A 25,917-nucleotide genomic window follows, 5' to 3' on the forward strand; every position below is an offset into this window, starting at 1 on the left:
TCTCTCCTTGAGTTATTTTTTTAGCCGTTCAGGCAGCTTAAATTCCCCTTTACGGCGCGATATTTCACGCACATTCGGTGCATTCAAAGGCCCTTTAACTTCATAATTAACTTGAGTAAAGACCTCAACGACTGGTGATATCACCGTAGTGATCGCTAACACATATAAGGCCGTCACTGGAGTCACGGCAAACGCTGTCATGACAGGAATTCCTGATGTCAGATCGGGGACAAAGTTCACTTGTGCATCCACCATCTGAGTATTGAGGTCCGCCATACCACGGATGGTCATTTCACCAGCAATCGCATCCATTTTGATATTATTGGTCACAAATATACCTTGCTCGATTTCTCCACTACCCGTTATACGGTTGAACGCCATCCCTTTGTCAAAAATATCGCTAAAATCGAGCTGCATTTTACGAATGATCGAATCGAGACTGAATAATCCAAGCAGATTCGCTGCCCCACTGACATTAGAAATAACCCCTTTACCTAATTCAGTTTCTACCGTGCCCTGTAAGGTATTAATCCGCATCGACCATGGCGCACCGTCCCATTCGCTACGACTTTTCAGCGAAAACGGGGCTCGTTGTATACCAGAGGTGATCCCAAAGCGCTCCATAAGATCGCTGTTATTTTCACCTTGCATATCAATATTCATCACGGTGTGACTACTCTCATCGGTGAGCGTCCACTCACCATTAATATTGATTTGATTGGTACCGCTGACAATGTCAATTTTTTTCCAAGCTAAAGTATCGCCTTGGCGCTGAAAATCCATATTCAACTTACCGACGCTGTATCCTTGTAACCAAAAATCATCAATCACTAAGGTAAGATTAGGCACTAACTGATGAAAGCGGCGATCAAACTCTGAAATCAGTGGCGCATCTTGCTTTTCTCTATCAATCAACAGGCTATGCCCTTGATGTTGATCGAGTTGCGGCAGATAGATATGGAGACGTTGTAAAGCCACCGTCAAATCATAAGGCTGAATATAACTGGCTTGGCCTTGCACCTCTTGGCTATTGACCGTAGCAGACCAACCAAGATTTTTTTGGCGAGCGCTGAATTCCACATCGTGCCACTCTAAACCAGCAAAGGTAAGCTCTTGGACATCAATATCGACTCGTTCTGGTATAGGTAAGCTTGGCGTTTGTAACTCCGCCAATACACTAGGTGCAGGGCTATCGGTTTGCTGATCAATAACATCCAACCATTGATCAAGGTTAAATCTCTCGCTGCGAATCTGAACATCATGCCCAGCAACTGGGCTCAGTTTAAAGCTGCCTTGCCCCAGTAACAGATAACTTGCCGTTAAGCGTGGTACTGGCTGAGTAATATCAATCTCCGTTTGGTACTTCGCATCAGGCAGTTGTAAACGAGCAGATACCGCTTGCTGATTACCAGAGGCTTGCAAACGCGCTGTCCCTTGATGGTTGGCAGGTTTAGCTAAAGGATAGGGATAAGCACTCGCGATAGACTGTAAATTAGCCTGTGCATCAATTTGATACGTAAAGCCAACATCATTGAGCTGAATATTGACCCCCATTTGCCAAGGTGCATGACCAGTGACAGGCGCCAGCCAGTGCTCACCGACATAGGGCGCTAAAGGAGCAATATCCCAATCACCCACTAAATCAATGCCAACATGATAACCTTGCGCTGCACTCTCACCTTTAAAATCAAAAGAAATCGGCTGTGTGAGTAACTCACCCGTTAGTCCTGCGGCCGAGACCTGATCGTTATCAAAATGAATTCGTCCCGATACGCCATTTAATGTCATTGGCGGCGTGTTGATCTCAACCTGATTATTCGTCAAATCCGCCCACCCCCACGCTCGAACATCATGACCATGCGCAAAAGGAATCGCTAATTGGAACTGAGAGTTGACCAGCCCACGTACATCAATAGCGGTTAATGCAGCGCCAACGGAATCGACTAATGGGCTTGCGGTCATATAATCCCGTACCGCATTACCTTGAGCTTTTACTGTAGCACTGAGTTCTAGCCAGCCATCTTCAGACAAATGAGCAATTTGCCCAACAATACGCTCCGCTTTAGCCTCCATTAATGTCGCCGAACGAGAATCAAGGTACATGGATTCATTTTCAAACAGCAGATCAAGCTGTAAATCGGTGATCGCTGGCCACGCGGTATCGAAGCTGAATGTCGCGTCTTTTAATCCAACCCAAGCTTGGAAAATACCGTTGTTATCCTGATAAGGAAACGCGGCTAGCTCGCCATACCAAAGTAATTTAGCGGTATCAACGTGACCGCCCTGAATCGACGTCGATAAGTAATCGGTAAGAGACTGGCCCAGTGCTCTCGTAGGTAAATAACGCCACGTTTCGCCCGCATTGTAGAGATCGGCTTCGGCATAAAAAGATAAGAAGGGCTCTCCTTGGACCGGAAAATCAAGTCGAAAAGCCCCTAATACTTTCAGATCCGCATTGTCAGCGCTTACTTTATCGGCCCATAAACGCCAACCGCTTTCATCACGCTGCCACACTAGATCAATCGATCCTTGACGCAGAGACAGTGGCGCTTGGAAAACATCACCATAAGGCAGGGTTTCATCAACTAAGCTCGCATGTATAACGGCGCTCTCTGTCGAACCTCGGACTGTTGCCTGTAGATTCTCGATTCCGGGCAACAAATCCCACTGCTTGATACCGCCTTGATTCAGTCGAACAGAGTACTGGATACCATGATCTTGATTCACCGACAGCCGTACATCCTCCAACAAACCATGGGGTTCTAAATGTGCAAGCCAGCTTTGCGCCGTTTGTGAATTTGGTATCAACCTAACTAATGGCGTTAAAGTGGGTAGCGCCAATTGAGAGACATTCAAGCGCCAACCTTGTGGTTGCCAATCTAAAGCAAAATCCAATTCCGGCCATGGGTTATCATCGGTACGCAATTTGAGAGAGTGGGCACTAACTTGCCAACCATTTTCGGTAGGAAGTAACTGAACAATGCCTGACTCCAAGAGTAACTCATGTCGCTCTGTATCGTGCCACGCAAGCTCTGAAGGTTTGAGCTCAACATAACCATCAATAGGCTGATTATGCTCTAATGAGATCCAAGCATTAAAGCTGATTAAGCCACGTTCAATCCCTGTTGCATCAGCTAAATAACGCGTCAACCATGGACGAACCCGCAGTTTATCGGCACTGATATAAAATTGCCCAGAAACATCCCGTAATGAACCGTGGTCTTTAAAGTGAGCACTTACTTTTAATGAGTTAATTTCGCTATCCGCTAAACTGATGATCCCTTCCGCAATGTGCTGGCGTCCACGGTTCTTCCAATGCAGTTTTTCAACATCTAATTGACGAAAGTCGCCCGCCATCGTTTGATAGAGGATGGTCGAATCCTGAATAGAAAAATCATCGAGCTGACGTAAGAATAAATCGTCTAAGCGCTGTAAAATACGGCCTTGATCGCCAGTTTGGCTTGATGGCTGATCCGATGCTTGATTGATTGCCAACCAATCAACCGAACGAATATCCAGATTTAATTGATGAATGACGAGATTAGCTACCACTGGCGCTCGCTGTCTGAAGCTTTCTAGTAAATCAAACTCGACATCAATCCGCGCGGTTTCCAGTTGTATTTGACTGCCATCAGGCAGGTTCGCCTGAACCCCTTGCAGAGCAAGCGAAGGGTGGGTATTACGCCAAAAGCCACGCACATCGGCAATGGTAATTTGAATTTGGGTTTGTTCGCCAACCCACTGTTGAATCTCGCCTTTAAAACGATTCATTTCTGGTAAGACGATACGTAAAGTGGTGATGACCAAGGCCAGCACCACTAACAGACTTACCAGTAACCACAACACTATCCGCCTAAGGCGAGTTAATATCGAAAGCACTCACAATCCTACTTACATCATGACAACATCAAATTGCTCTTGTACATACAAAGGTTCCGCTTGAATACGGACTTGCTTACCGATAAACACTTCTAATTCAGCGAGTGAGTGAGACTCTTCGCCTTGTAAAGTATCCGCTACTGCTGGTGAGGCATAAACGACAAACTTATCGGCGTCATAAGCACGATTCACTCGAGTAATTTCACGTAAAATTTCAAAACAGACCGTCTCAACGGTTTTTACGCTGCCACGTCCTTCACAAGTTGGACAAGTCGAACACAGAACATGTTCAATACTTTCGCGAGTTCGTTTACGGGTCATTTCCACTAAGCCTAATTGAGTAAACCCGTTAATATTGGTTTTCACTCGATCTTTGCTTAACGCCGCTTCAAGAGAAGCCAATACACGCTTACGGTGGTCATCTGAAATCATATCGATAAAATCAATGATGATGATCCCACCAAGATTACGCAGTCGAAGCTGACGAGCAATGGCTTGAGTGGCTTCAACATTGGTATTAAAAATCGTTTCTTCTAGGTTTCGACGCCCAACAAAAGCTCCGGTATTAATATCAACGGTCGTCATTGCTTCTGTTTGATCAATGATCAGGTAACCACCGGATTTCAATTCAACTTTTCGTTCTAACGAGCGCTGAATCTCATTCTCGGTGTCATACATATCAAAAATCGGTTTATCGCCTTCATACAAACTTAATTTATCAGTCAGTTCAGGCACATATTCAGAGGTAAATTCAAGTAGATTATCGAATTCAGTTCGCGAATCGACCAAGATTTTAGTTAAATCGGTACCAACAAAATCACGTAAAATTCGCTGCGCTAGGCCTAGTTCACCATACAACGTGGTGCGGGTTTTGTATTTCGCACGTCGCTCCATGATTTTAGTCCATAACCGCTTTAAAAACGCGGCATCTTGCGCTAACTCTTTTTCATTCGCACCTTCGGCTGCGGTGCGAATAATAAAACCACCGTGTTCATCGCAATATTGACCAACAACACTTTTTAAACGATTTCGCTCTCGTTCACTTTCAATTCGTTGCGAAACACCGACATGAATGGCACCCGGCATATACACTAAATAACGTGAAGGAAGCGTAATATCCGTGGTCAAGCGCGCGCCTTTGGTGCCTAATGGGTCTTTGACCACTTGCACCACAATATCTTGCCCTTGGCGCACGAGCTCAGAAATATCGCGCACCTTGAACTGTTGCTTTTCATTCTCAGCAACACATTCAGTGTGAGGAACAATATCAGAAGCATGCAAAAATGCCGCTTTATCTAAACCAATATCAACAAACGCCGCCTGCATACCGGGTAAGACACGACTGACTTTGCCTTTATAAATATTCCCGACAATACCGCGTTTAGCTTCACGTTCTATGTGGATCTCTTGCAGCACTCCACCTTCAATCATCGCCACCCGAGTTTCACTTGGGGTAACGTTTAACAACAACTCCGCACTCATGAGCGCACCTCAATGATGTAAGTTATAAAAATTCGTGCAAGAGCTGGTCCGTTTCATAAAGAGGCAAGCCGACCACAGCGTAATAACTGCCTTCTATTCGAGTGACAAAGCGTCCCCCTAATCCTTGAATGGCATAACTGCCCGCTTTATCGCAAGGTTCACCCGTTTGCCAATAATGCTCAATTTCTCGTTCAGATAATGCTTTAAACCACACATCAGTGGTGACTAATAGAGAGTGGTGGCGCTCGGCATCGACGACGGTGACCGCGGTCATCACTTGATGGTTAGTATTAGAGAGCTGTAACAACATTCGTCGAGCATCAGCAAAATCTTGCGGCTTTTCCAGCACTTGTTCATCCAAGACAACGATCGTATCCGATCCGAGTACAACGGCGTCGGACTCTGTCATCGCCAATCCAGCTCGCGCTTTATCTTGTGAAAGGCGTAAAACATAGTCTTGAGCTGATTCAGTGACTTGACGCTGTTCTTGCACATTAGGAACGACAATATCAAAATCGTATCCCAACTGAGCCAATAGCTCACGTCGCCTCGGAGAGCCGGAGGCGAGCAGTAATTTTTTATGGTTCATTTTATATTCCAATGGCGACGAACGCGACGCAGTAATAAAAACATCCATGGCCAAAGTATACAGCTAATCACGCCACTCCAGAGTGACAAAGGGTTAAAGGTGACATCTTGTATTAAAAACTCACCACAAAAAATCAGTACCTCTAATCCCATGGCTAATAAAGCAATCACAATCGCTTGCTGCCAGAGTGCCATATTACGTAGCAACAAAAAGTTAACAGCGACAAGGTAAATCACGATAGACATCATCATGCCACGGATACCCAGCGTGGAACCGAGTAAAAGATCCCACAACAAGCCCATCGTAAATGCAGTACCAACATTGACTCGATGAGGTAAGGCCATTACCCAATAACAGATCACTAACAGCAACCAAGAAGGACGTAGTAGGTCTAATGTCCCCGGCCAAGGAATAGTTTGTACAATCAGCGCTAATAAAAATGATCCCCAAATCACCAAGCGGCTTGACCAATCATTGCGATCCATCTCGAGCCTCCTTTAGCATATGTTGAGGCATGGCCTGTAGTACCTTTTGCTGTCTATCTTCGTTCGGCCAAATCAACAATAAGTAACGTAAACGAGTAAAATCGACTACCGGAGTGGCTTTGATCACCGCAAATTCCCGTCGAGTATCTTTATCCACTTCAGCAATGTAAGCGACTGGATAGCCTTCTGGATAAATGCCTCCCAATCCAGAGGTCACTAACATATCTCCTACATTCATGTCAGTGCTGGTAGCGATATGCTCAAGTTGAATTTCATCGGTTTGCCCATTACCGGAAGCGATAACACGAATATCGTTACGGATATTCTGCACTGGTATAGCGCTATTAGAATCAATCAATAATAGGACTCGGCTATTATGTGCTGCAACAAACGTCACCTGACCGACAATCCCTTTTTCATTAATGACGGGTTGCCCCTCATAAACACCATCCACCCGACCTTTATCGATCACCACTTGATGACGATAAGGTGATGTGTCCACTCCCATCACTTCGGCAACCACTTTTTTCTCATCACGGACAAACGACGATCCAAGCAATTTGCGTAGACGTTGATTCTCTTCACGATATTGATCCAATAAAATGAGGTCACTTTTAAGGATTAATACCTCACGTTTCAAACCATGATTGCTCTCCATCAATTGCTGGCGAGAGCTGAACCGATCATAAAAGCCATCAAACATACTGCGTGGTAAATCGGCAGCGTATTGAATAGGAGCCACAGCACTGTTTAAGAGAAAACGGACCTGAGAGAAGGCATCTAAACGACTGTCAGCCAACATTAAGCTGGCTGAAGCGATCACGGCAAAAAAGAGACGTTGCTGTAAAGAGGGTCCTCGACCGAATATTGGCTTCATGTTAAATAATCCCAAATTTTGATTCAGGTATCAGGCGATACCTGTACCCAAACAACTTGGCGTTGCAGTAACAACACGGGTAGACAAACCCCAACACCTAGCGAAACACTGTGTGTTGGGGTTTGCTAACTTAGTCAATTCCACTCACGCTGCAAGCAGGTAGGGCATTATTCACCATTACTCGTCACTGAACAGATCGCCGCCGTGCATATCAATCATTTCTAGTGCTTTACCGCCGCCGCGGGCAACACAGGTTAACGGGTCATCGGCAATCACTACTGGAATCCCTGTTTCTTCGGTTAACAAACGGTCGAGTTCTTTCAGTAATGCTCCCCCCCCTGTCAATACCATGCCATTTTCAGAGATATCTGAAGCGAGCTCTGGCGGACACTGCTCTAAAGCCACCATCACCGCAGAAACAATTCCGCTTAACGGCTCTTGCAGCGCTTCCAGAATTTCATTGGAATTAAGAGTAAAACTGCGAGGAACCCCTTCCGCTAAGTTTCGACCACGGACTTCAATTTCAAGCACTTGATCGCCTGGGTAAGCAGAGCCAATCTCATGTTTGATCTTCTCTGCGGTTGCCTCACCAATCAAGCTGCCATAATTACGACGCACATAGTTAATGATCGCTTCATCAAAACGGTCACCACCAATACGCACGGAAGAAGAATAAACAACGCCGTTCAGTGAGATAACGGCCACTTCGGTAGTACCACCACCGATATCGATCACCATCGAGCCCGTTGGCTCAGAAACGCGCAAACCGGCGCCAATCGCGGCCGCCATCGGCTCATCAATCAAATACACTTCACGCGCACCAGCGCCAAGCGCTGATTCACGAATTGCGCGGCGCTCAACTTGAGTCGAACCACAAGGCACGCACACTAACACGCGTGGGCTTGGTTTTAATACACTGTTGTCATGCACTTGACGAATAAAATGCTGCAGCATTTTCTCAGTAACATAGAAATCAGCAATAACGCCATCTTTCATTGGGCGAATAGCAGAAATATTACCCGGCGTACGGCCAAGCATTTGTTTCGCTGCATGCCCTACGGCAGCAACTGTTTTTCCACCACGACCTTTGTCTTGGCGAATAGCAACTACAGAAGGCTCATCAAGAACAATCCCTTGTCCTTTTACATAAATAAGTGTGTTGGCAGTACCTAAATCTATTGATAGGTCATTGGAAAACATGCCACGAAGTTTCTTAAACATAATCTTCGTTCGTCCTGCGAGGTGAATAAAAATAAAATTGCACTAAATGTACCAACGCCTTGCAGTCACAGCAAGGCGTTGATCCATAAACATGAAGGAAAACCCATAATTTCTGACGATTCCCTAACTTAACGGTTAAATTAACCCACAATAAGTGACTTAATTTGACTCACGCCACCAAATCACTCGGTTACTGCCACTATAGATTCCAAACTGAGCCTGCCCAGCAACACTATCGTCCCAAGTTCCATTTTGAGGATTATAACGGCGTAACCAAGGTAGTCCATGCTGTTCTAAATCGAGTAACGCTTTTATTACACCGCGATTGCCTACCCCCGGCGCGGTATAGTTTAAACTTCTCACCCCTTGGTCTAAAGTAAATGGGCTTGTATCTGGCAGCATGGTTACAGTAATGGGAGGAGGTATTGGCCCACTTTGGTTAACACTAAAATCGTCCGATTCAAACTCAAAAACGCTTAGCGGAGGTAACTCAGTACAGCTATCATGAGTGTTGGTCACAAATCCGGCTGAGGTATAATACTCACTGAGTATTTTTTGCTGTAAGCCTTGTGTTTCAGGACCATCAACATCTTCAATGGTTAAACGTCCGCAATACAGTGGCATGGTTTGGTCGATATTTTCAAAGGTATAATCTAAGCAAGGCCCTGAGTAAGACGTTCGATAACAGACATCATCACTATCTGTTAGGTCATTGCTTGACAAGTGTAAGTTAAAGTCTGCATTGAACGGAACAATCGGCTCTATAGGTTTTTGATAACTAAGCTGCTCTCCATTGAGTATTACACCACTGGTTGATGCGGCTTGACGCGTCACCGGCTCGTCCACTTGGTTAGTGAAAACAATCGTGAGGTCATCAACAAGATCATGATAAGCTCTCTCCAACCATTGGTTGTTATAACGCCACCAATCGCCAATTAAATAATTAAGCGTATCAGAACCACTACCCGATTTAGGCTGTAAATAGAGACCAGGATTGTTGGCATAAGCAAACGGCTGACCTAGATAGGTAAAAGCCTTTTCATCGCTGTTGCAAGCTGCGGCTAATGAGACCGTCATCGGTGAGACGTCAAAATAAGCCGGGATAAAGCGGCCTATCGGCCCTGTGGAAGCAACAGCGATCGGCAAACCAGCTTCAATTAAATTGAGGCCAAGATAAGAAGTAGGTGGCTCTAATGAAAAATCAAACACTCCGACTTCGCTCACACTCTGCTGGACCGTAGTAGAACTGCCCAATTCGTGATGGTAATTGAGTGTGCCTATCGACCCCTTATGACCATTGGAAGGTTGAACGAGCGTATGATTGAGAATAATCGACGGTTGCTGATAATTAATGACTCCCAAGTTATTGGTAAAGTCATTATCTTCATTCGGTTCAGCCGCTACCGCTTTGATATTAAGATTAAATCCTTCCCCTGCTCTTGCAAAAACCAAACAGCTTAAGTCAGCAACAGAGCACTTGCCATCGGGATGAGCAGAGTTGTACGAGTGATTAGTACTAAGCACTAATGCACGCGGCACCCGAATAAAATTCGCTTGTCCAGTCAATTGCAAGTCTTGCTCATCGCCACTGCCATTAAAACGGGCGTGCAAAGCTAAGCTTCCCGCTTCGCGATAGGTAAGTTCAAATTCCGCTTGACCATTTTGATCAAAATACAGGCTACGATGACTTGGGGCTGCGCTATTATTGCTAATGGCTGAACCATCCACGACAACATTCATTGCTGAAAACCCTTGTCCTCCCGAAGGGATAAGATATTCACTCCACAATGAAACATCTTTATTTACACCGGCAAAATTGGGGACACATTGTTCAGGATTATCTCCTTTACTTAATGCAGTGATAGTTCCAGTAACTAATTGATTGGCATAAGCATGAGGCACCTGTATCTCAAATCCACTATCCACAAAATCAACATAGCAGGCCGTTGATGAATAAACACCACCACCACGACGACAGAGCGTTGGATTAAATGCGATTGCCGTAGGATTGGAACCAGAGATACCAACATTGACCCGATTTGTTGAACTGATGCTATTTTTTCTTAACTGAGAAATACCAACACCATTAGTTAACGCAAGACTTGGACCATTAAGCCAACCACCAGAAGCACTAGGCGCTGAGTTTGGAGTTAAAAAAGCGGTCACAGGATCGGTAAATTTTTCACTACAGTTACTATTAGCACAAGCGGTAACCGTTACTTCTGATGCCTTGCAAGTTAATCCTTGAATTGGTAAATCCATCCGAAAATGATCAATCTGTTGACCAACAGGGCGAGAGTTTAGAGCACAAACTTCAAAATTATCAATCTCATGATTATTCGTGACCGAGCCAGTTGATCCGGTAATCGACATAAAAAGTTCATTGGGTACATTTTCTTGTCCTGACAAAGACATCACATTAATAGGACCAATTAAGTCTACCCAGCTACTGGTCCCGACCTTACGGCTAACGGTCACAAATGACGTTGAGGGTTGAGTTGAATCGATTACGATACGATAACGGTGTTGAGGATTACCATTCGTATTATCAACTTTGGGACTTAAACAATCGCTATTGATATTGGTTGAACCGTTATTACAAGTTCCAGCTAAATAGTTATAGCCTGAATATCCCGCCCCAGAACCTCTTAATACAACCGCTTGACGCCTTCTACTATTGACACTATTACCGCCCCCTTCTACAGAATAATTACCATACTCATCTAAGCCAATGCCTAACCAGCCTCCTGCAAACCCTGGCTGCTGTTCGGCAACTTTATAGCCGTATCCTAAAGGCCCACCAAAAGCGCCGACTTGGGGTGTTACTGTAGCATCAGAAAAGACGATCGCTACACCATCGGCTCCTGTCCCACCATAAGCAAAATAATCAAACTCCACTTCAACACGATTATTTGCCGCTGGAAAAATTCGTTGAAAGGTTGAAGCCGTCGCTTGATTTTGCACCGCTTGGGTTAATCGTAAGCGGTTATTACCGTTCACGATGACTTTTGAGGGCGTAAACGCCCCACTACTGCGGAAGACCCGCCACTGATCGCTTAAAGGCTGATTTTCAAAATCATCAGAAAAACATTGTAGCCCCACATCCCCTTCACACAAATGACGAGACTGATACTCAGCCCATACTTGCTCATCGAGCAGTCCTTGACCATATATAGTTACTTCATCAATATAACCATCAAAAGCACGGCCTGAAGTATTTTGATCTTGAGCTATTTGTAATGGACGAGTATTGGTTAGCAAACTTTCATTGTGATTAGATGAGATATTTAATTGACCATTAATAAAAATCGATTGCCGCTGATTGCTCCGATTCTTATCATAACGAATAGTAATATGCGACCATTGATTTAAAGGTATAGATACGTTTGAAGTTAATGTTCTACTACCACCTATTACTCTTTCCCAATACCAATGCACTCGGCCTGAACTATCTAAATGAAATTCATAATTTCCATCTTTTGACACAATACTCATTAAACCAGAACCACTTGGGTAACTTTTTGGATATATCCATGCAGATACAGTGACAGCATCTTCAAAATCTAAATAGGATGAATCAGGAACTTCTACATACTGGTTATTAGACTTATTAAATATGCCATAAGCACAGCTTCCATAGTTGTTAGCATCATTTGGTATCGCTGGTAATAATCTCCCTGTTGTAGATCCATTAAAAGCTCTACCATGTAAAAAATCACCAAATGAATTTCTTACTTCATTAGCATTACCAGTCCAAGTAGACTCATCAAAATGGTATTTAGCAGCAGGTCTAGGGTGGCAAGCATTAGCTGGGTTTGAAATAGGTAAGCACTGTCCGACAATATAACTATTTGATATATTCACCCGGCTATAAGATGGTGCAACAAAATCCCCATAACCAGTTGTATTATTTAGATTTATTTCATTAGCACTGGTATTGATATTGACAGGTGAATTAGGAGTGCCTAGTTGGCTATTATTTGATGTAAATACACTTGAACCAGCGACTTGCCCAGACACCATATTAACAGAGTTGAATACCACAGGGTTAGCTGAAGTTAATTGAATGTTACCGCTATAAGTCCCTCCAGTGATAGTTAGACCCGAATGTGCCTGAATATTTCCTTGGGCATTAGTATTGATAAGAGTCACACTATTACTCAAGGTGGATATTGAACCAGCAATCGAAGAGTCTGATATATTTATATTTCCTGAGTTTGCAGTTATATTACCTGTTATATTTACATAAGATAGGTTTATAGTATTATTATTTGATGTAACACTACCGAAAACCTCGGCCTGAGATAAATTAATAACACCTCCAGTTATTACGTCACCATAAATACTTACATTAACACCATTAACATTAGTGCTATTACCCTGAAAATTCCCATAAATAACACTCTGACCAGAATAAATATTAATTTCCCCATGATTAGACTCAAGGTTAATTTTAGTAGAACTCATTCCTACAACATTATTATTCAAAGAAAAACCAGCCTCAGCAAAAATTATTGATGGTTGATCAGAAATAATTATATCACCATCATTTAATGTTACTCGACCATTCCCTCCTGTACAGGTATATGTATTACCTGATACCTGCCAGTTATTATTACATGGTGGATACTGCCCATTCGATAAATTATATTGCTGAGCAGCAACCTTAAAAGGTGATAACAAAACAACCAACATTAGTAGAAGTAGACCTAATAATTTATTCACCCCTCACCCCCACTTGAATTGTCCGTTGCCATGACCAGCCGCCACTGCTGCATTGTCCGTCGCTGGTAATTTGCAGTACCGTTTGCTGATTATCTAATACACCGATATATTCACAGCTGATTTGCGCCGTACATTGCGCTAAGCCATCACCCTGAAATTCAATATTACGTGCAATAGGGGAATAATCCGGTGTTGAAAGCTGAGCTTGTGATTCAGCCACGCGGCAGCTACTTTGTGCATTATCTTGATAATAGCGGCTAATGGCGATTTCTGCCGCCGAACGGGCGGCCATTTCGGTGCGAGTACCCATCACCATAGAGACCAACTGCTGACTATTACGTTGCTGATTACGATTAGCGACCGCGGCGACAAACCCCACCACGACGATAATAAAAATAACGATCACCAAGCCGCTGCCTTGCTGGCTACGGCGTGTTGTAGATAAGCGCATCATGATCAAACCTCACCTCTTCACCGCGATCAGCAAAGGTTAACTCAATTTTAATTAGGCCATTACGTTGTAAACTAGCCACATCAACGACAAAGTTAGCCCTGCTAATATTCTCAGCCATCAAGACGCCAGAGCCTAATTGAGCTGGCGCTAATTGACTGCGAGTTAATGGATAACCTTGATAGCGATAGATTCGTTGTTCACTACTGATGTAACAATAGGCCACCGGATCACGATACAGATACACCCGCCTTGCTGGCGATTGTAGAGGGAATAAGGTTTCACGAGTTAATTCCACCTCAATTTCCTCTCTATTTTCATTAGCGATTGATACGTTACTCTTTAACTGAGCGACTTGCCTTGGCGTAGCAGAATCGCTTAGCGACTGGCGTAGCGGCTGCGCTTGAGTTGGAAACACCACCAGTCGATCACCTTGTAGCAGGTTCTGTTTTTTGAGAGGCAAAAATTTCAGCTGGTCAGTGTTACTGGCCAGTTGGCTATAAATGCCGCTATTAATGATCGGTAAAAACTCAACACAGTTATTCTCGACGATGACACTATTTGGTACTGCTTCACGCAGTTCGCGACTCAACCGCTCTGTAATAAATCGCCCTTGCTGAATTAACGCTTCACGAGACGAGCTGGTCGATGCAATACCCATTGCTTGACCAGCGACATTGCCCAAAAACAAGCCAACAATGCCGAGTAAAATAATCGCAATCACCATTTCCATTAAGGTAAAACCACGCGCCATCAGTAGTTCCCCTTAATGGCGGCAAACGGGTAGCGATTGCCTTGTGAATCAATAATCACCACCTCGATGCGTTTATAATGAGTGCGCTGATTAGCATTAACGCCAGTAAACTGACCACTATTATCCTGTTCGTAAAAGACATTAATGGTGACATTAAAATTGCGATAACTAGTATCAAGAGTTTGACCAAGCACATCTTGAATCGGTCTTGGTGTAGTGATGATAAAATCATCCACATCGTTATACAGCGTTCGGTCGCTTTGTTCAGCCGTAGTGTCAGGCCCAAATGAGGTAGGAACTGTGCACAGCGTGCGGCCAGTAGTCGCAACTAATACGCACTCTGGCAAGCCGCCATTAGGGCCTGAATTGTGATCAAACTGACGACCTAAAATTTCATCTAATACTGCTCTGCCCAGCTCAGCGGCTTTGACCGCAATCACCTGCTCGGCGCTCTGCTGCGAACGCGGGTAAAGGGCCGCCGCCAAGCCAGTAATCGCAATCGCGGTGATGGTGATGACAATGATCATTTCCACCAGGGTAAAACCGCGCGTTCGGTTAATTAACTTAACAGGCATAGATATAACCCTCAGTATTAATGCATACTTGGCGCTGATCGCTTGCACTGGAAATCATTACGGTACAGGGTGAAGCGCTGCATTGAGCCGCGTGGCCTAGAGAGTCAAAATCAAGATAACCGTTAGGTGTAGAAAGGCTTAACGTTACACCACTTGGCGCCTCAACCCGAGAAATGTCGTTATCAACAGCAGCAAAGATGCTGCTGCAACTTCCAGCTACAGCCTGTGGTGATATTTGACCAGCTTGATTAGCGGTGACTAACCAGCGGTTACAATAACCCGTGCGCTGCATGGCGCGGTTTTGGGTTAAACGCAGTGAAGCAAGAATTTCTTGTTGAGTGGTGAGCGCAGCGACCGAGCTGGTACCCGAATAGCGGCTCGCCGCATAGGCAGACAGAATACCGAGCAAGAGAATAACCACGATCAGCTCGACTAAGGTAAAGCCCAATGTTCGACGAAGGGATTTGCGCATCGTTGTCTCACCGAAGTGGGAATATCATGGATGATAAAATCGATTTATTAATCAGTTATAAATTAATAGCCATTAAGCAACTTATTTTCACTGCTTAATGGCTAAGGTAATCAATTTTTATTTACAGGTTACAACTGTAATGGTTGGCTCAGAAAAAGATACTGCTGGGGTCACGTCATATCTTACAAAACATTTAGCAGCATCATTTACACCAGATTTGAATGTATAAGCAATCGAGTTTGTAGTATCTGAACCCGATACTACCTTCCAATCACTTTCTAAACCTGTAACTACTCGACCAATACCAGTTTCGCTGGCTGCGGGATAACCCCATACTAAACTCACGGCTCCAGAGACTCCATCAATAGTTACGGCTCCAGAAGCACTAGCTTCATTACCAGATATAGCAGCACGACCATAAACTATCCCTGCCGCCCCTTGCATTGCGCCTTTTAGACCTTGCAGTGAAGCGTCACGCGCATCACCTTGTAAGTTTAAAAACCGTGGGGCTGCAGTGACGGCTAAGATCCCCAAAATTACGATCACCACCACCAATTCAATTAGGGTAAAACCGCCTTGTTTTTTCATTATGACTCTCTCTCTATTCTGCATTTAATTAACAAATTATGATCGGGTTAATTTAAGGTCACCGTCACTCGTCCGGTAGTAATTTCATACACAAATTGGTGTGCGGTTTTTCCCTCTTGCTGGACATAAACACACTGCCACTCTGCACTATTCGCTCGCGCTAGATAACGCAAATTATTACTTTCCCCCGCCTGAGATGCGCTGGCCACGGGCGGTGGGTTTTGTAATAAATTTTCCATCAAATCGACACAGATTTGATCGGTTAAGCCAGAAGGAAAGCTGCCGTTATTATTGACCGCGATGGGATAGCCATCTCGAAAACCCGTTGCATTACCGCTGCTGTCTTGGGCACGCGTGAGCCAAAACTGCACGCCATCGTAATCAATACGGTTTTGATTTTGCTCACCGGAGGCGACACTCGGTCGCGATTTCGCTTCCCATTGCGCTCTGGCAGATAACACCCCAGTCGCAAAGCCACCGGCAACACCTTCAATACTGGCTTTTTTCGCTTCATCAGTGACATCAAGAAATTTCGGTAATGCCGCGACGGCTAATAGGCCAATAATTACAATCACGATCACTAATTCGACGAGAGAGAACCCCTGCTCTGACGGTCGCGTTATACGATGCTGATGAGCCACGTTAGGCATCACCGTGAAGGTTGCAATCTGCATCCATAACCTCTGTGATACTTTATCTATGCTAATGATTATAGAATGAAATACAGTAATAAACTGTGCTCAGTAGATAAATTTTTACATCGTCTTAAAAATAAGACTAATAATAACGCACGTTCATTTCATCACCGCTGCATAACATTAACCTTTCAGAGCATCGAGCATGCCCCACATTGGTAAGAAAATGCCAAGGGCAAGCACCAACACCATGCCCGCGACCAAGGTTAATAAAATTGGTTCAATTCGTGCGGTGAGGGTTTTTAATTCATAATCGACTTCACGATCATAAAAATCAGCGACTTCAAGTAATAACTCATCAATCCGTCCCGTTTCTTCACCCACCGCAATCATCTGCAGCACTAACGGAGTAAAAATATTGGCATTAGCCGCCGTTACCGAAACACTGGTCCCCGCCTCGATATCACTTTTCATTTTTAAAATTCGATTCTCTAAAAATTTGTTTTCCAACGCTTCAGCCGATAAAGAGAGCGACTGATTAAGCGGCACCCCTGCTTTAAGCATTAAGGAAAAAGTCCGCGAAAAACGGGCTAATTGTGCTCGATTGACGATTCCACCCACAATCGGCATCCGTAAACGAAATTTATCCCATTTTTCAGCGCCACGACGAGTACCGGTCCAAGCCCGAAAGGCAAACAGCAAAGCGACCATCACTCCTATCATTACCATCCAGTAATTAACGAAAAAATTCGACATGCCAATTAAAATTCGGGTTGGTAGAGGCAGTTCAACCCCGAAACGGCTGAACATAGTGGTAAATTGAGGGATCACTTTTAGGTTAAGGATAAACATCGCCAAGGTGATAAAACTGATCACAAAGGTTGGATAACGCATGGCGGTTTTAATTCGCTTACGGGTTTCTACTTCCTGCTCATAATAGTTCGCCAATTGCAGTAGCGCCTGATCCAGACGACCGGTATTTTCCCCAACATTGATCATTGAGACAAACAGCGGGCTGAAAACTCGACTGTGCATTTGCATTGCCGCCGATAAACTGCGGCCATTGGTCAGCTCTCGACCAACCTCTTCTAATGCCTGCTGCAATTGTTTGTTGGAACAGTTTTGGGTTAAGCCACGCATCGAGCGTAAAATCGGTACTCCTGCTTTTGTTAAGCTGTAGAGCTGACGACAGAAAATCACCAGAACCTCAAGTGGCAGCGAAGGCATAAACCAAGCTTGCCAATCAATCGACGGAGTTTGACTGGATGATTTAGCAGTAATCGTTGTCGGAATAATACCTTTATTGAGCAAGCTTTCGGCGGCCAAATTTTCTGTCGCCGCTTCAACGGTTCCCGAAGCTTTACTGCCATCAGCATGTCGTCCGGTATAATGGTATCTCGGCATAGTCTATTCGCTCTCCTAGAGATGAATCGGCTGATTAAGGCCAGAAATATCCCCCTCACCCAGCGCCATCACTTCATCTAAGCTCACAATGCCTTGTAAAGCCAGATCCATCGCGGAAGCCAATAAAGGCTTGTATCCCGCTGAAGCGCGAGCCGCTTCCGCAAAACCTACTGCGTCGTTTGACCGCAAAGCATCCATCATATGCGCCTCTAATTCCAACATTTCAAACACCCCGATCCGTCCTCGGTATCCGGTTAGATTGCAGCTTTGACAACCTCGTCCATGCATAAACGTCGCCGAGACTTGATTAGGAAAACGCACATTCAACCATTGCTGGCGAGCATCATCGAGTATCTCTTCGGTTTTGCAATCTGGGCAAACTTTACGGATCAAACGCTGCGCGACCACGGCACGCACGGCACTGGCCACAAGGTAACCGGGAGCGCCCATATCAATCAAACGTAGTGCACTATCGATGGCATCATTGGTATGCAGCGTACTTAACACTAAGTGCCCCGTTAACGAGGCACGTAAACCGATTTCAACCGTTTCTTGATCACGCATCTCACCGACCAAAATAATATCTGGGTCTTGACGTAAAAACGTTCGCAGTAAGGTTGAAAAATCTAAGCCAATTTTGGGATTCACTTGCACTTGATTCAGGCGAGGGATGCGATACTCAACGGGATCTTCTGCCGTCAGGATCTTTTTACCCGCTTCATTAAGTTCTGATAATGCACCATACAAAGTGGTGGTTTTACCCGACCCCGTCGGGCCGGTAACTAAAATCATTCCGTAAGAACGTTTGAGTTGCTTACGTAAGCGTAGGAGTAAATCATCCGGTAAACCAGACTCTTCCAGTTTACGTACGCCACTGGTTTGGTTAAGCAAACGCATCACCACCGATTCACCATATTGCACCGGCATGGTCGACAAACGAATATCCACCGATTGTCCCTTGGTACGGATATTAAATCGACCATCTTGTGGCAGGCGTTTTTCTGAGATATCTAAATTGGCCATCAGTTTAAGACGCAAAACTAAGGCGGAAGCGATATTGACTTCATTAAGCAGCGTTTCGTGTAATACCCCATCAATTCGCTGCCGAATACGCAAAATATTGGCATCAGGCTCAATATGAATGTCGGATGCACCAACTTGAATCGCATCTTCAAACAGGGAGTTAATCAGTTTAACAACCGTGACATCCTCGGTCTCCTCACCAGAAACGGCATAATCAAAGGCGTCATTTTCTTGGTGTTCCGCTTGCAACCGTTCAGCAAATGAAGCGATTTCCTTAGTCCGGCGATAATAGCGATCAAAAGCTTCAACCAATTGCTTTTCTGGCGCAATCGCAAACTCAAATTGATAATCAGCCAATTGATTAAGTAGTGCTTCTTGCGCGAACAGATCCGCAGGATCACTCATCACTACCCGCAATACATTACCTTGTCTGCCCATCACCAACGCTCGTAAACGTCGAGCGTGAACTTCGGGGAGGATTTGCACCGCATCAATGTCTACATGAGCGCGATTGAGATCAATCAGTGGGATAAACAGTTGCTGAGATAAAAAGCTGAGCATTTGTTGCTCGGTTACAAAACCAAGCTCAATTAAGGTTGCGCCTAATTTACTGCCTGTCTGCTTTTGGGCCGCCAGTGCTTGTTGTACTTGTTGCTCAGTAATGATCCCTTCTTCAACTAAGAGATCCCCAAGACGCTTTCTAAGTTTAATTTGCAAGATTCGTCTCCTCGCTATGAGTCAGCGCTTGTAAACGTTCACGAATAAACTGGTGAGATTGAGAAGATAACCCGATGTTCTTCAACGCTTGCTGATAAGCATACTTGGCTTCACTCCATTGCGCTAAACGCTCTTGAGTAATCGCTAACCCGAGCCACCAACGTCCATTACTCGGTTCTTGCTCCGTTAATAATTGATAACTTTGCAAAGCAATATCATCAACCCGATTACGCTGAGCAACTGCCGCTCGCAGCGATAAATACTCAATCGATGGGTTAGCGGGTAAATACGCGAGTGGAGTTAGCGCCGCTTGGTTTTGCTCCTCTTTGAGTAGCATCCGAGCAAGCGCAATTCGTAACGTTTCCCCTTCCTGATTCAGTTGCATACCACGTTGTAATAAATCAAACGCTTTTCTTAATTCACCTTTGCCATAATAGAGAGCGGCCAATTGTTGACGCACTACTTCATCTAAAGGGGTGTGACGTAACGCTTCACTGTAACCATTCACGGCTTGGTTAAAATCATTCTGTACCATTGCTCGCTCCGCACGAGCAATGGCTTTGCGAGCGAGTTGTTCAGGGCTTAATTCAACTTGTTCAATCGACAATTGAGAGGCACCAATATTAGGCACATTGGTGGCGGTCGTTACAGGGGGTTGCGCGGTTTTTACCACACCAACCGCTGGCGCGTTGTGCTCTTGCAGAGCGGGTAAATGGGCCAATGGTGCAGTAACCGTCTGCTGTGCTGATTTTTTTTCTTTGGTTTTAGATTGAGAAGATTCCGTCGATGTCGTTCCTGTCACCGAAGCCACTCGGTAAACGGGAACGGTGGACATCTGAGTATTTTGAGTCGGTGAACGCGGCGTTGAGAGTTCAAGATGATTCTCAGCCAACCGTGGGGATGCGGTGACCGACAGAGAATGTTGTCCATAAGAGGCATCCAATGAAGTAGCCTGCCAAGATACCGCCCAACCACCGACAGCAACACTGACAGCAAACCCCGCCAATGCCCATACCCAAGCTGGACGAGCAGCGACCGGAGCGACCTTAGCTCGCTCTATACCCGCTAAGGAATTCGGTTGCTTAGTCACCAATTGCGATAACGCTTTATTAATCACACTCACTGCTGACTCCATCCCCAAAACAGCGGGATTTTAAATTTAGGTTTACAGGTATCAAACGTATCATGAATCGCATCAAAGACATGGTCATTGGAAACGGCTGGTTGCTGAGCATAATACGCCAATAATAATGCCTTATGGCTTACCTGATTTAATAAGCGAGGAATGCCGTGACAGGCTTTCCATAACGCTTTTTTTTGTTGATGAGTAAACAGGGATCGCTGACAACCGGATTTGAATAGGCGATTATCAATATAAGCCACTGACTCAGATAATGATAATGGTCGCAAATGAGCACTAAAAGTGATCCGCTGGCGAAACTGTCTTAAGTGATGTTCAGCCAATCGACGATCAAGTTCAGGTTGTCCTAGCAAGACGATTTGTAACAGCTTACTCTGCTCAGTTTCTAGATTGCCAAGCAATCTTAAGGTTTCGAGCCCTTCATCTTGCAAAGCCTGAGCTTCATCAACAATAACCACCACTCGTTGCCCTTGCTGATGACACGCCAATAACCGAGTTTGAATAGCTTCAATCAGTTGCAACTCTGGCACGTCAGGCAGTTGTAATTCATTGGCAATAGCGCGGCGTAATTCCGCGCCGGTTAACAACGGATTCGGCAAATAGAGCCACAGAATATCATCACCCATATGAGTTAAGAGCATCCGACAAACCATGGTTTTCCCTGTGCCGACTTCTCCGGTTACTTTGACGATCCCTTCTCCCATCGTCAACGCACCACTGACGGTTTGAATCGCTTCATAATGAGGCGCTAACCCCAAAAACAACTGCGTATCTGGGGTGAGATGAAACGGTAGCTGCTCAAAACCAAAGTGTGCTAAATACACGGCTGATTTATCCCCCTGATGAAGACGACGTGTTGTGACCAACCACTATTGGGAATCAGGAAACCATTCTTGCAATAAGTCTCGTGAACGTTCTAACTCTTTTTGCCAGGTGTTCACCCCAACCACCGTCGGCTTGAGTAAAATCACTAACTCCGTTTTTTGGGTCACATTAGAAGTTTGGCGGAACAGATGCCCCAACAGGGGAATATCACCAAAAAACGGTACTTTAGAGGTTTGATTCGTAGTATTCGATTTCATTAACCCACCAATCACGACCACATCGCCATCTTGCGCTCGAATCACTGAATCAGACTCACGAATTGAACTCCGCGCTAACGGCAAAGTAATCGTTCGATCATTAAACTGCACCGATTTCTTCTGCTCTTCCACTTCAATCACCGAAGGGTGAACATGCAAAAAGACATACCCATCATCATCAATTTGTGGCGTCACATCGAGTGAAATACCCGAGAAAAATGGGGTTAATTGAATATTGGGAGCGACGTTGGCGTTATCACCAGTACCGACTTCACTAGTCAGGTCAGTCACATAGTATTCATCGGTACCAACTTTAATCACCGCTTTTTGGTTATTGGCAGCCGTGACTCGCGGGCTAGACAGGACATTAAGATCGCCTTGAGTAGCCATAAAGTTTAACACGGCATCAAAACTGCCGCTTTGGATCACCAAATTAGTCTGTCCTCCCAATAAAGTACCAATCGCGTCCATCCCCGGTAAACGGGGCGTAGGTGCAGGAATAACCCCCTGACCTAGCTGATAATTAGTCCCATTAGATGAAAAAGTTTTTGACCAATTGATCCCTTGTTGGAAACCATCATTTAATGTCACTTCAAGAATTTTCGCTTCAAGGATCACTTGACGCTGAATCCGTAAATGAGACGTATCGAGAAACTGGCGAACCTCACGAATTTCATCTGGATAAGCGCGCACGGTGATCACTGACGCTTGTGGTGTGACCATCACGCTCTGACCACTGCCCGACCCAATTAATCGACCAATGGTAATTTCTAACTGCTGCCAAAAATTACTTTCACTGATGGTTTCAATTTCCGTCCCCCCACGAGAAGCATTATTATTGCTTGAACCAGTATTGTTACCTGAACTATTGGATGAAGTAGGATTAGTCACCGTTCCGGTACTGATTGACGTAATGGAGCGTCCACTACGTTGAAATTGCAAATAGTCCACCGGAATCGTGACAGTTCGTAGCCCAGCAGGATAGACTTGTAGCACTCTGCCGACTTTTTCGACTTCAAAGCCATACAAATCTCGAACTACCGTCAGTACCTCATCTAAAGTAACATTGCTTAGATTTAAGGTAATTTGTCCAGAAACAGCAGGATGAATGGCAACGCTATACTCACTGCCTTTGACTAAACTGGTAAAAAAAGCCGCCGCATCAACTTGGTTAGCTTGCACTCGAAAACGAGCAACATTCAGCGGCTGATCACGACTTCTATCGACTAATTCGGGCATTAAATCCGCTTCAACAGAAGCCGGTAACTGTTGTAGTTGACGGCTATTGGCCTCATTAATCGCTTCGTTCAAGGCTTGCTTGATTTCCACCGGATCTCGGTGCCCCATAGCACAGCCCGCTAAAGTGGTAACCATTACTGCGATAACAACTTGACGCATCATTTTTATACCCTACTCTTTGATATCCAGCGAAAATAACTGCAGTTGCCAAGTCTGCTGCCCTTTAGTTAACGTCACTTGCTCTTCACTGACTTGCTTAACACGATAACCATCAATCTCATCACCTCTAGACAGTACTTGTTGATTAAGCGTCGCGTAACACACTTGCTGACACACGATACTCTGTAATTCCGGTAAGGCAGTAGCCACTGATGACACCGTACCAGTGTTAGAAACCCGCCCTCCTAGAGGCGCTGTCGGATCTTGGGCGGCGACGGCACAAGTGCTCATCAACACCATCAGCACTGCACTATATGGAATGTTAGCCACCAATAAACTCCTTCTGCGTACCGAGCGTGTACACTTCCAGTAATAGTCTCGCTTGTGGATGCTCGCCTACTTGATAGTGAAAACGTCGCCAATAATAACGAACCGGTAAGTTCTCTAACGCCTGTAAATAATCACGAATCGCAAAATAGTTGCCGGTTAGTTCGATACGCACCGGATGAACAAAATAACCCCCAGCCCCCTCGACAGGCTCTTGCAGAACGATCGGCTCTGCGGGTAATGAAATTAAACTTTCCAATTTCAATCGCTGGCTTTTTTCTAATACCTCTTGCAATAGTGAGGCCATTTGTGACGGGGAGACTAAGCTGCCGACTTTTTCCGCTAACTGCTCTGTTAATTGATGGTGATAAACTTGTAATTGAGCAAGCTCAATATCAATATCTGCATCCGGATTGGTACTGAGTTGATGTTGTAATTGTTGAATAGTGTTTTGCATACTTTGCTGATGAGTTTGCAAACTCAGCAAACGATGAGTTTGCCTTTGATGCTGAGCAAGCAAAGGATCAACCAGCCAAGTTTGTATTGATAATACAATGATCACCAATCCACACAGACTGATGAGTCCCTTTTCACTGTTTTTTCGCTCAGCAAATAGACGACTGAGCGTTTGCCAATATTGACTCATTATCTCGCTCCTTGCTGAGTTTTCAGTTCAAATGTCACCAGATCTTGCTCATTGCGACCCATGGTTAAACGTTCAAAATTGCGACCGACTAACGGCGCTTGCTGTTTAAATTGACCAATCCAGTACGGAATAACTCGAGCCTCAGTAGCCACACCTTGAATATCTAACCGATTGGGCGAAATCTCGATATGAGTCAGCGAAATATCACGATGAGCAACGTTCGCTAAGGCATTCATGATAGCGGAGTAGCCTTCTTGCTGGCTGTATGTAAATTGATCCATTGCCCTTAGCGCCGCTTGCTGACCTGCAATCTGCCGCTTGACCCGTTCGATAGCCGCCATTTTTCCTGCCGAAGGACGATGTTTGGCTTGTTGCTGCTGAAGTTCTGTCAACTGTTGATTCAAACGATCCGTTTGTTGCTGAGCCAACGCAACCTGATCATCCAATTGAGTGATTTGATAAGTGTAGAAACCAGCCACTGCTAACATGATCAGCGTGACAAAACTTAATGCTACGATCACATTACGTAGGGAAAAGTGATCGGTCTTAGGATGTAAGTGCCGCGGATAAAAGTTTAATGTTGGTCGAGTCATTAAAGGCAAGTGGTGGGCTAATACCTGCCCAGATAACGAAAGCTCTTGTTCTTCAGATAAAGGACTCGCTTTAACATTCAGCCGTTCATTCAGTGCAGCCACTAACTGGTGATGATCTTCATCGTCACAGCACACTTTAAGTTGATTAAGCGCGACGCCTTTTAATTGTGAAGAGAGATAATCAATTGAGCGTTGGAGTTCAAGCGCTAAGCCATCCAATTGCAATGCTGGACTCGTTTCTCCAGTCACCGGTGCAATCACACCACGTAAAGTTCGCTGAAAATAACAACGCTGATCAACAAAGGCATCTAACTTAAATTGACCTTCTCTGCTGCGCTGTAATAACAAAAAGTGTGGTACTGGAACACTATTCGCCCAAATTTCTTGCTCTGGGATCACTTGCCCTAATTGGTAGCCAATGTTTTGTAATGCTTGGGCGAGATCTAAAATAACCTTAATACTGATCACATAAGCTTGGATTTTGTTACTACCAGTTAACTCATAAGCATCAGCGACAATCTCAGTGGGTTTTTCACTGATCAAATCTTTGAGCAAAAAAGGCAGCGCACCAGACCACTCTTCGCGTGGTACTGCTGGTTTATCCATTTGATAACATTGATACAGTTGAGCGTGCAATACCACGTCAACGATATCCCCCTTAACAGGGTTAGCTTGCAGTGCTTGACACAGCGAGGTTAACCAAGCTCCGTCACTAAGCGGATAACGCGTCGTAGCCGGTGAGTCTTGAGTAGCAGAGAAATAAATCGCGTCCGGCTGTACAACCGCAAATAATTTTCGGTCTTGCTGCGCTCGACGCGTGATTTTATGAAACAGCGTATTAATCTTCATTTAT

At 44.8% G+C, this 25,917-nt stretch carries 21 protein-coding genes; all 21 read right to left on the reverse strand.

Annotated features, from left to right (window positions below):
• Nucleotides 1-12 precede the first annotated feature (12 nt).
• The 21 genes from AACS00_RS00985 to AACS00_RS01085 all read right to left on the reverse strand — a co-directional run bounded on the left by AACS00_RS00985 (nucleotide 13) and on the right by AACS00_RS01085 (nucleotide 25,913).
• Nucleotides 13-3,879: a YhdP family protein gene (locus AACS00_RS00985; RefSeq protein ID WP_110168199.1), complete on the reverse strand. Its 3,867-nt coding sequence runs from the start codon at nucleotides 3,877-3,879 to the stop codon at nucleotides 13-15.
• Nucleotides 3,880-3,891: 12 nt separating this feature from the next.
• Complete coding sequence (rng, locus tag AACS00_RS00990) at nucleotides 3,892-5,361, reverse strand: ribonuclease G (protein ID WP_072669040.1); 1,470 nt, start codon at nucleotides 5,359-5,361, stop codon at nucleotides 3,892-3,894.
• A gap of 22 nt (nucleotides 5,362-5,383) precedes the next feature.
• On the reverse strand, nucleotides 5,384-5,950 hold the full coding sequence (locus AACS00_RS00995) for a Maf family protein (protein WP_110168200.1): 567 nt from the start codon (nucleotides 5,948-5,950) through the stop codon (nucleotides 5,384-5,386).
• A complete protein-coding gene (gene mreD / locus AACS00_RS01000; RefSeq protein WP_072669042.1) occupies nucleotides 5,947-6,435 on the reverse strand; it encodes a rod shape-determining protein MreD in 489 nt (162 codons plus the stop codon). Before mreD ends, AACS00_RS00995 begins: the two co-directional genes overlap by 4 nt.
• Complete coding sequence (mreC, locus tag AACS00_RS01005) at nucleotides 6,422-7,312, reverse strand: rod shape-determining protein MreC (protein ID WP_110168201.1); 891 nt, start codon at nucleotides 7,310-7,312, stop codon at nucleotides 6,422-6,424. Before mreC ends, mreD begins: the two co-directional genes overlap by 14 nt.
• 177 nt (nucleotides 7,313-7,489) lie before the next feature.
• Nucleotides 7,490-8,533, reverse strand: coding sequence for a rod shape-determining protein (locus AACS00_RS01010; RefSeq protein ID WP_072669044.1), 1,044 nt, complete (start codon nucleotides 8,531-8,533; stop codon nucleotides 7,490-7,492).
• A gap of 159 nt (nucleotides 8,534-8,692) precedes the next feature.
• Nucleotides 8,693-12,685: a DUF6701 domain-containing protein gene (locus AACS00_RS01015; RefSeq protein WP_339373273.1), complete on the reverse strand. Its 3,993-nt coding sequence runs from the start codon at nucleotides 12,683-12,685 to the stop codon at nucleotides 8,693-8,695.
• 565 nt (nucleotides 12,686-13,250) lie between these two features.
• Nucleotides 13,251-13,709: an MSHA biogenesis protein MshP gene (locus AACS00_RS01020; protein ID WP_110168210.1), complete on the reverse strand. Its 459-nt coding sequence runs from the start codon at nucleotides 13,707-13,709 to the stop codon at nucleotides 13,251-13,253.
• Nucleotides 13,684-14,463 carry a type II secretion system protein gene (locus AACS00_RS01025; protein WP_110168202.1) on the reverse strand — a complete coding sequence of 260 codons (780 nt, stop codon included), beginning with the start codon at nucleotides 14,461-14,463 and terminating at the stop codon, nucleotides 13,684-13,686. The genes AACS00_RS01020 and AACS00_RS01025 overlap by 26 nt, the downstream gene beginning before the upstream one ends.
• The gene (locus AACS00_RS01030) at nucleotides 14,463-15,038 is read right to left on the reverse strand and encodes a prepilin-type N-terminal cleavage/methylation domain-containing protein (RefSeq protein ID WP_110168203.1); all 576 of its coding nucleotides are present in this window, start codon (nucleotides 15,036-15,038) and stop codon (nucleotides 14,463-14,465) included. The genes AACS00_RS01025 and AACS00_RS01030 overlap by 1 nt, the downstream gene beginning before the upstream one ends.
• Complete coding sequence (locus tag AACS00_RS01035; RefSeq protein ID WP_110168204.1) at nucleotides 15,028-15,510, reverse strand: pilus assembly FimT family protein; 483 nt, start codon at nucleotides 15,508-15,510, stop codon at nucleotides 15,028-15,030. Before AACS00_RS01035 ends, AACS00_RS01030 begins: the two co-directional genes overlap by 11 nt.
• Nucleotides 15,511-15,627: 117 nt before the next feature.
• Complete coding sequence (locus AACS00_RS01040) at nucleotides 15,628-16,098, reverse strand: type II secretion system protein (RefSeq protein ID WP_072669049.1); 471 nt, start codon at nucleotides 16,096-16,098, stop codon at nucleotides 15,628-15,630.
• Between the two features lie 47 nt (nucleotides 16,099-16,145).
• Nucleotides 16,146-16,748 carry a prepilin-type N-terminal cleavage/methylation domain-containing protein gene (locus AACS00_RS01045; protein ID WP_072669073.1) on the reverse strand — a complete coding sequence of 201 codons (603 nt, stop codon included), beginning with the start codon at nucleotides 16,746-16,748 and terminating at the stop codon, nucleotides 16,146-16,148.
• 168 nt (nucleotides 16,749-16,916) lie between these two features.
• The gene (locus tag AACS00_RS01050; RefSeq protein WP_072669050.1) at nucleotides 16,917-18,137 is read right to left on the reverse strand and encodes a type II secretion system F family protein; all 1,221 of its coding nucleotides are present in this window, start codon (nucleotides 18,135-18,137) and stop codon (nucleotides 16,917-16,919) included.
• A 15-nt stretch (nucleotides 18,138-18,152) separates the two neighbouring features.
• On the reverse strand, nucleotides 18,153-19,877 hold the full coding sequence (locus AACS00_RS01055; RefSeq protein WP_072669051.1) for a GspE/PulE family protein: 1,725 nt from the start codon (nucleotides 19,875-19,877) through the stop codon (nucleotides 18,153-18,155).
• Nucleotides 19,867-21,000, reverse strand: coding sequence for a tetratricopeptide repeat protein (locus AACS00_RS01060; RefSeq protein WP_072669052.1), 1,134 nt, complete (start codon nucleotides 20,998-21,000; stop codon nucleotides 19,867-19,869). The genes AACS00_RS01055 and AACS00_RS01060 overlap by 11 nt, the downstream gene beginning before the upstream one ends.
• A complete protein-coding gene (locus AACS00_RS01065; RefSeq protein WP_072669053.1) occupies nucleotides 20,997-21,842 on the reverse strand; it encodes an ExeA family protein in 846 nt (281 codons plus the stop codon). The genes AACS00_RS01060 and AACS00_RS01065 overlap by 4 nt, the downstream gene beginning before the upstream one ends.
• A 45-nt stretch (nucleotides 21,843-21,887) precedes the next feature.
• A complete protein-coding gene (gene mshL / locus AACS00_RS01070) occupies nucleotides 21,888-23,498 on the reverse strand; it encodes a pilus (MSHA type) biogenesis protein MshL (protein ID WP_072669074.1) in 1,611 nt (536 codons plus the stop codon).
• Between the two features lie 12 nt (nucleotides 23,499-23,510).
• Nucleotides 23,511-23,828, reverse strand: coding sequence for an MSHA biogenesis protein MshK (locus tag AACS00_RS01075; RefSeq protein WP_240004038.1), 318 nt, complete (start codon nucleotides 23,826-23,828; stop codon nucleotides 23,511-23,513).
• Nucleotides 23,821-24,471 (reverse strand): type 4a pilus biogenesis protein PilO, encoded by a 651-nt coding sequence (pilO, locus tag AACS00_RS01080; protein WP_072669054.1) that lies wholly within the window; start codon nucleotides 24,469-24,471, stop codon nucleotides 23,821-23,823. The genes AACS00_RS01075 and pilO overlap by 8 nt, the downstream gene beginning before the upstream one ends.
• The gene (locus AACS00_RS01085; protein WP_072669055.1) at nucleotides 24,471-25,913 is read right to left on the reverse strand and encodes a PilN domain-containing protein; all 1,443 of its coding nucleotides are present in this window, start codon (nucleotides 25,911-25,913) and stop codon (nucleotides 24,471-24,473) included. The genes pilO and AACS00_RS01085 overlap by 1 nt, the downstream gene beginning before the upstream one ends.
• Nucleotides 25,914-25,917: the final 4 nt, after the last annotated feature.

Source organism: Vibrio sp. 11986-1-5, from assembly GCF_963878025.1.
Lineage (GTDB): Bacteria > Pseudomonadota > Gammaproteobacteria > Enterobacterales > Vibrionaceae > Vibrio > Vibrio injensis.

Excerpts from the sequence above, each read along its gene's own strand:
- pilO (WP_072669054.1), bottom strand. The coding sequence starts at position 24,471 with ATGAGTCAATATTGGCAAACGCTCAGTCGTCTATTTGCTGAGCGAAAA.
- AACS00_RS01020 (WP_110168210.1), bottom strand. The coding sequence starts at position 13,709 with ATGCGCTTATCTACAACACGCCGTAGCCAGCAAGGCAGCGGCTTGGTG.
- AACS00_RS01085 (WP_072669055.1), bottom strand. The coding sequence starts at position 25,913 with ATGAAGATTAATACGCTGTTTCATAAAATCACGCGTCGAGCGCAGCAA.
- AACS00_RS00995 (WP_110168200.1), bottom strand. The coding sequence starts at position 5,950 with ATGAACCATAAAAAATTACTGCTCGCCTCCGGCTCTCCGAGGCGACGT.
- mshL (WP_072669074.1), bottom strand. The coding sequence starts at position 23,498 with ATGCGTCAAGTTGTTATCGCAGTAATGGTTACCACTTTAGCGGGCTGT.
- mreD (WP_072669042.1), bottom strand. The coding sequence starts at position 6,435 with ATGGATCGCAATGATTGGTCAAGCCGCTTGGTGATTTGGGGATCATTT.
- AACS00_RS01025 (WP_110168202.1), bottom strand. The coding sequence starts at position 14,463 with ATGGCGCGTGGTTTTACCTTAATGGAAATGGTGATTGCGATTATTTTA.
- AACS00_RS01010 (WP_072669044.1), bottom strand. The coding sequence starts at position 8,533 with ATGTTTAAGAAACTTCGTGGCATGTTTTCCAATGACCTATCAATAGAT.
- mreC (WP_110168201.1), bottom strand. The coding sequence starts at position 7,312 with ATGAAGCCAATATTCGGTCGAGGACCCTCTTTACAGCAACGTCTCTTT.
- rng (WP_072669040.1), bottom strand. The coding sequence starts at position 5,361 with ATGAGTGCGGAGTTGTTGTTAAACGTTACCCCAAGTGAAACTCGGGTG.
- AACS00_RS01040 (WP_072669049.1), bottom strand. The coding sequence starts at position 16,098 with ATGAAAAAACAAGGCGGTTTTACCCTAATTGAATTGGTGGTGGTGATC.
- AACS00_RS01045 (WP_072669073.1), bottom strand. The coding sequence starts at position 16,748 with ATGCCTAACGTGGCTCATCAGCATCGTATAACGCGACCGTCAGAGCAG.
- AACS00_RS01050 (WP_072669050.1), bottom strand. The coding sequence starts at position 18,137 with ATGCCGAGATACCATTATACCGGACGACATGCTGATGGCAGTAAAGCT.
- AACS00_RS01030 (WP_110168203.1), bottom strand. The coding sequence starts at position 15,038 with ATGCCTGTTAAGTTAATTAACCGAACGCGCGGTTTTACCCTGGTGGAA.
- AACS00_RS01035 (WP_110168204.1), bottom strand. The coding sequence starts at position 15,510 with ATGCGCAAATCCCTTCGTCGAACATTGGGCTTTACCTTAGTCGAGCTG.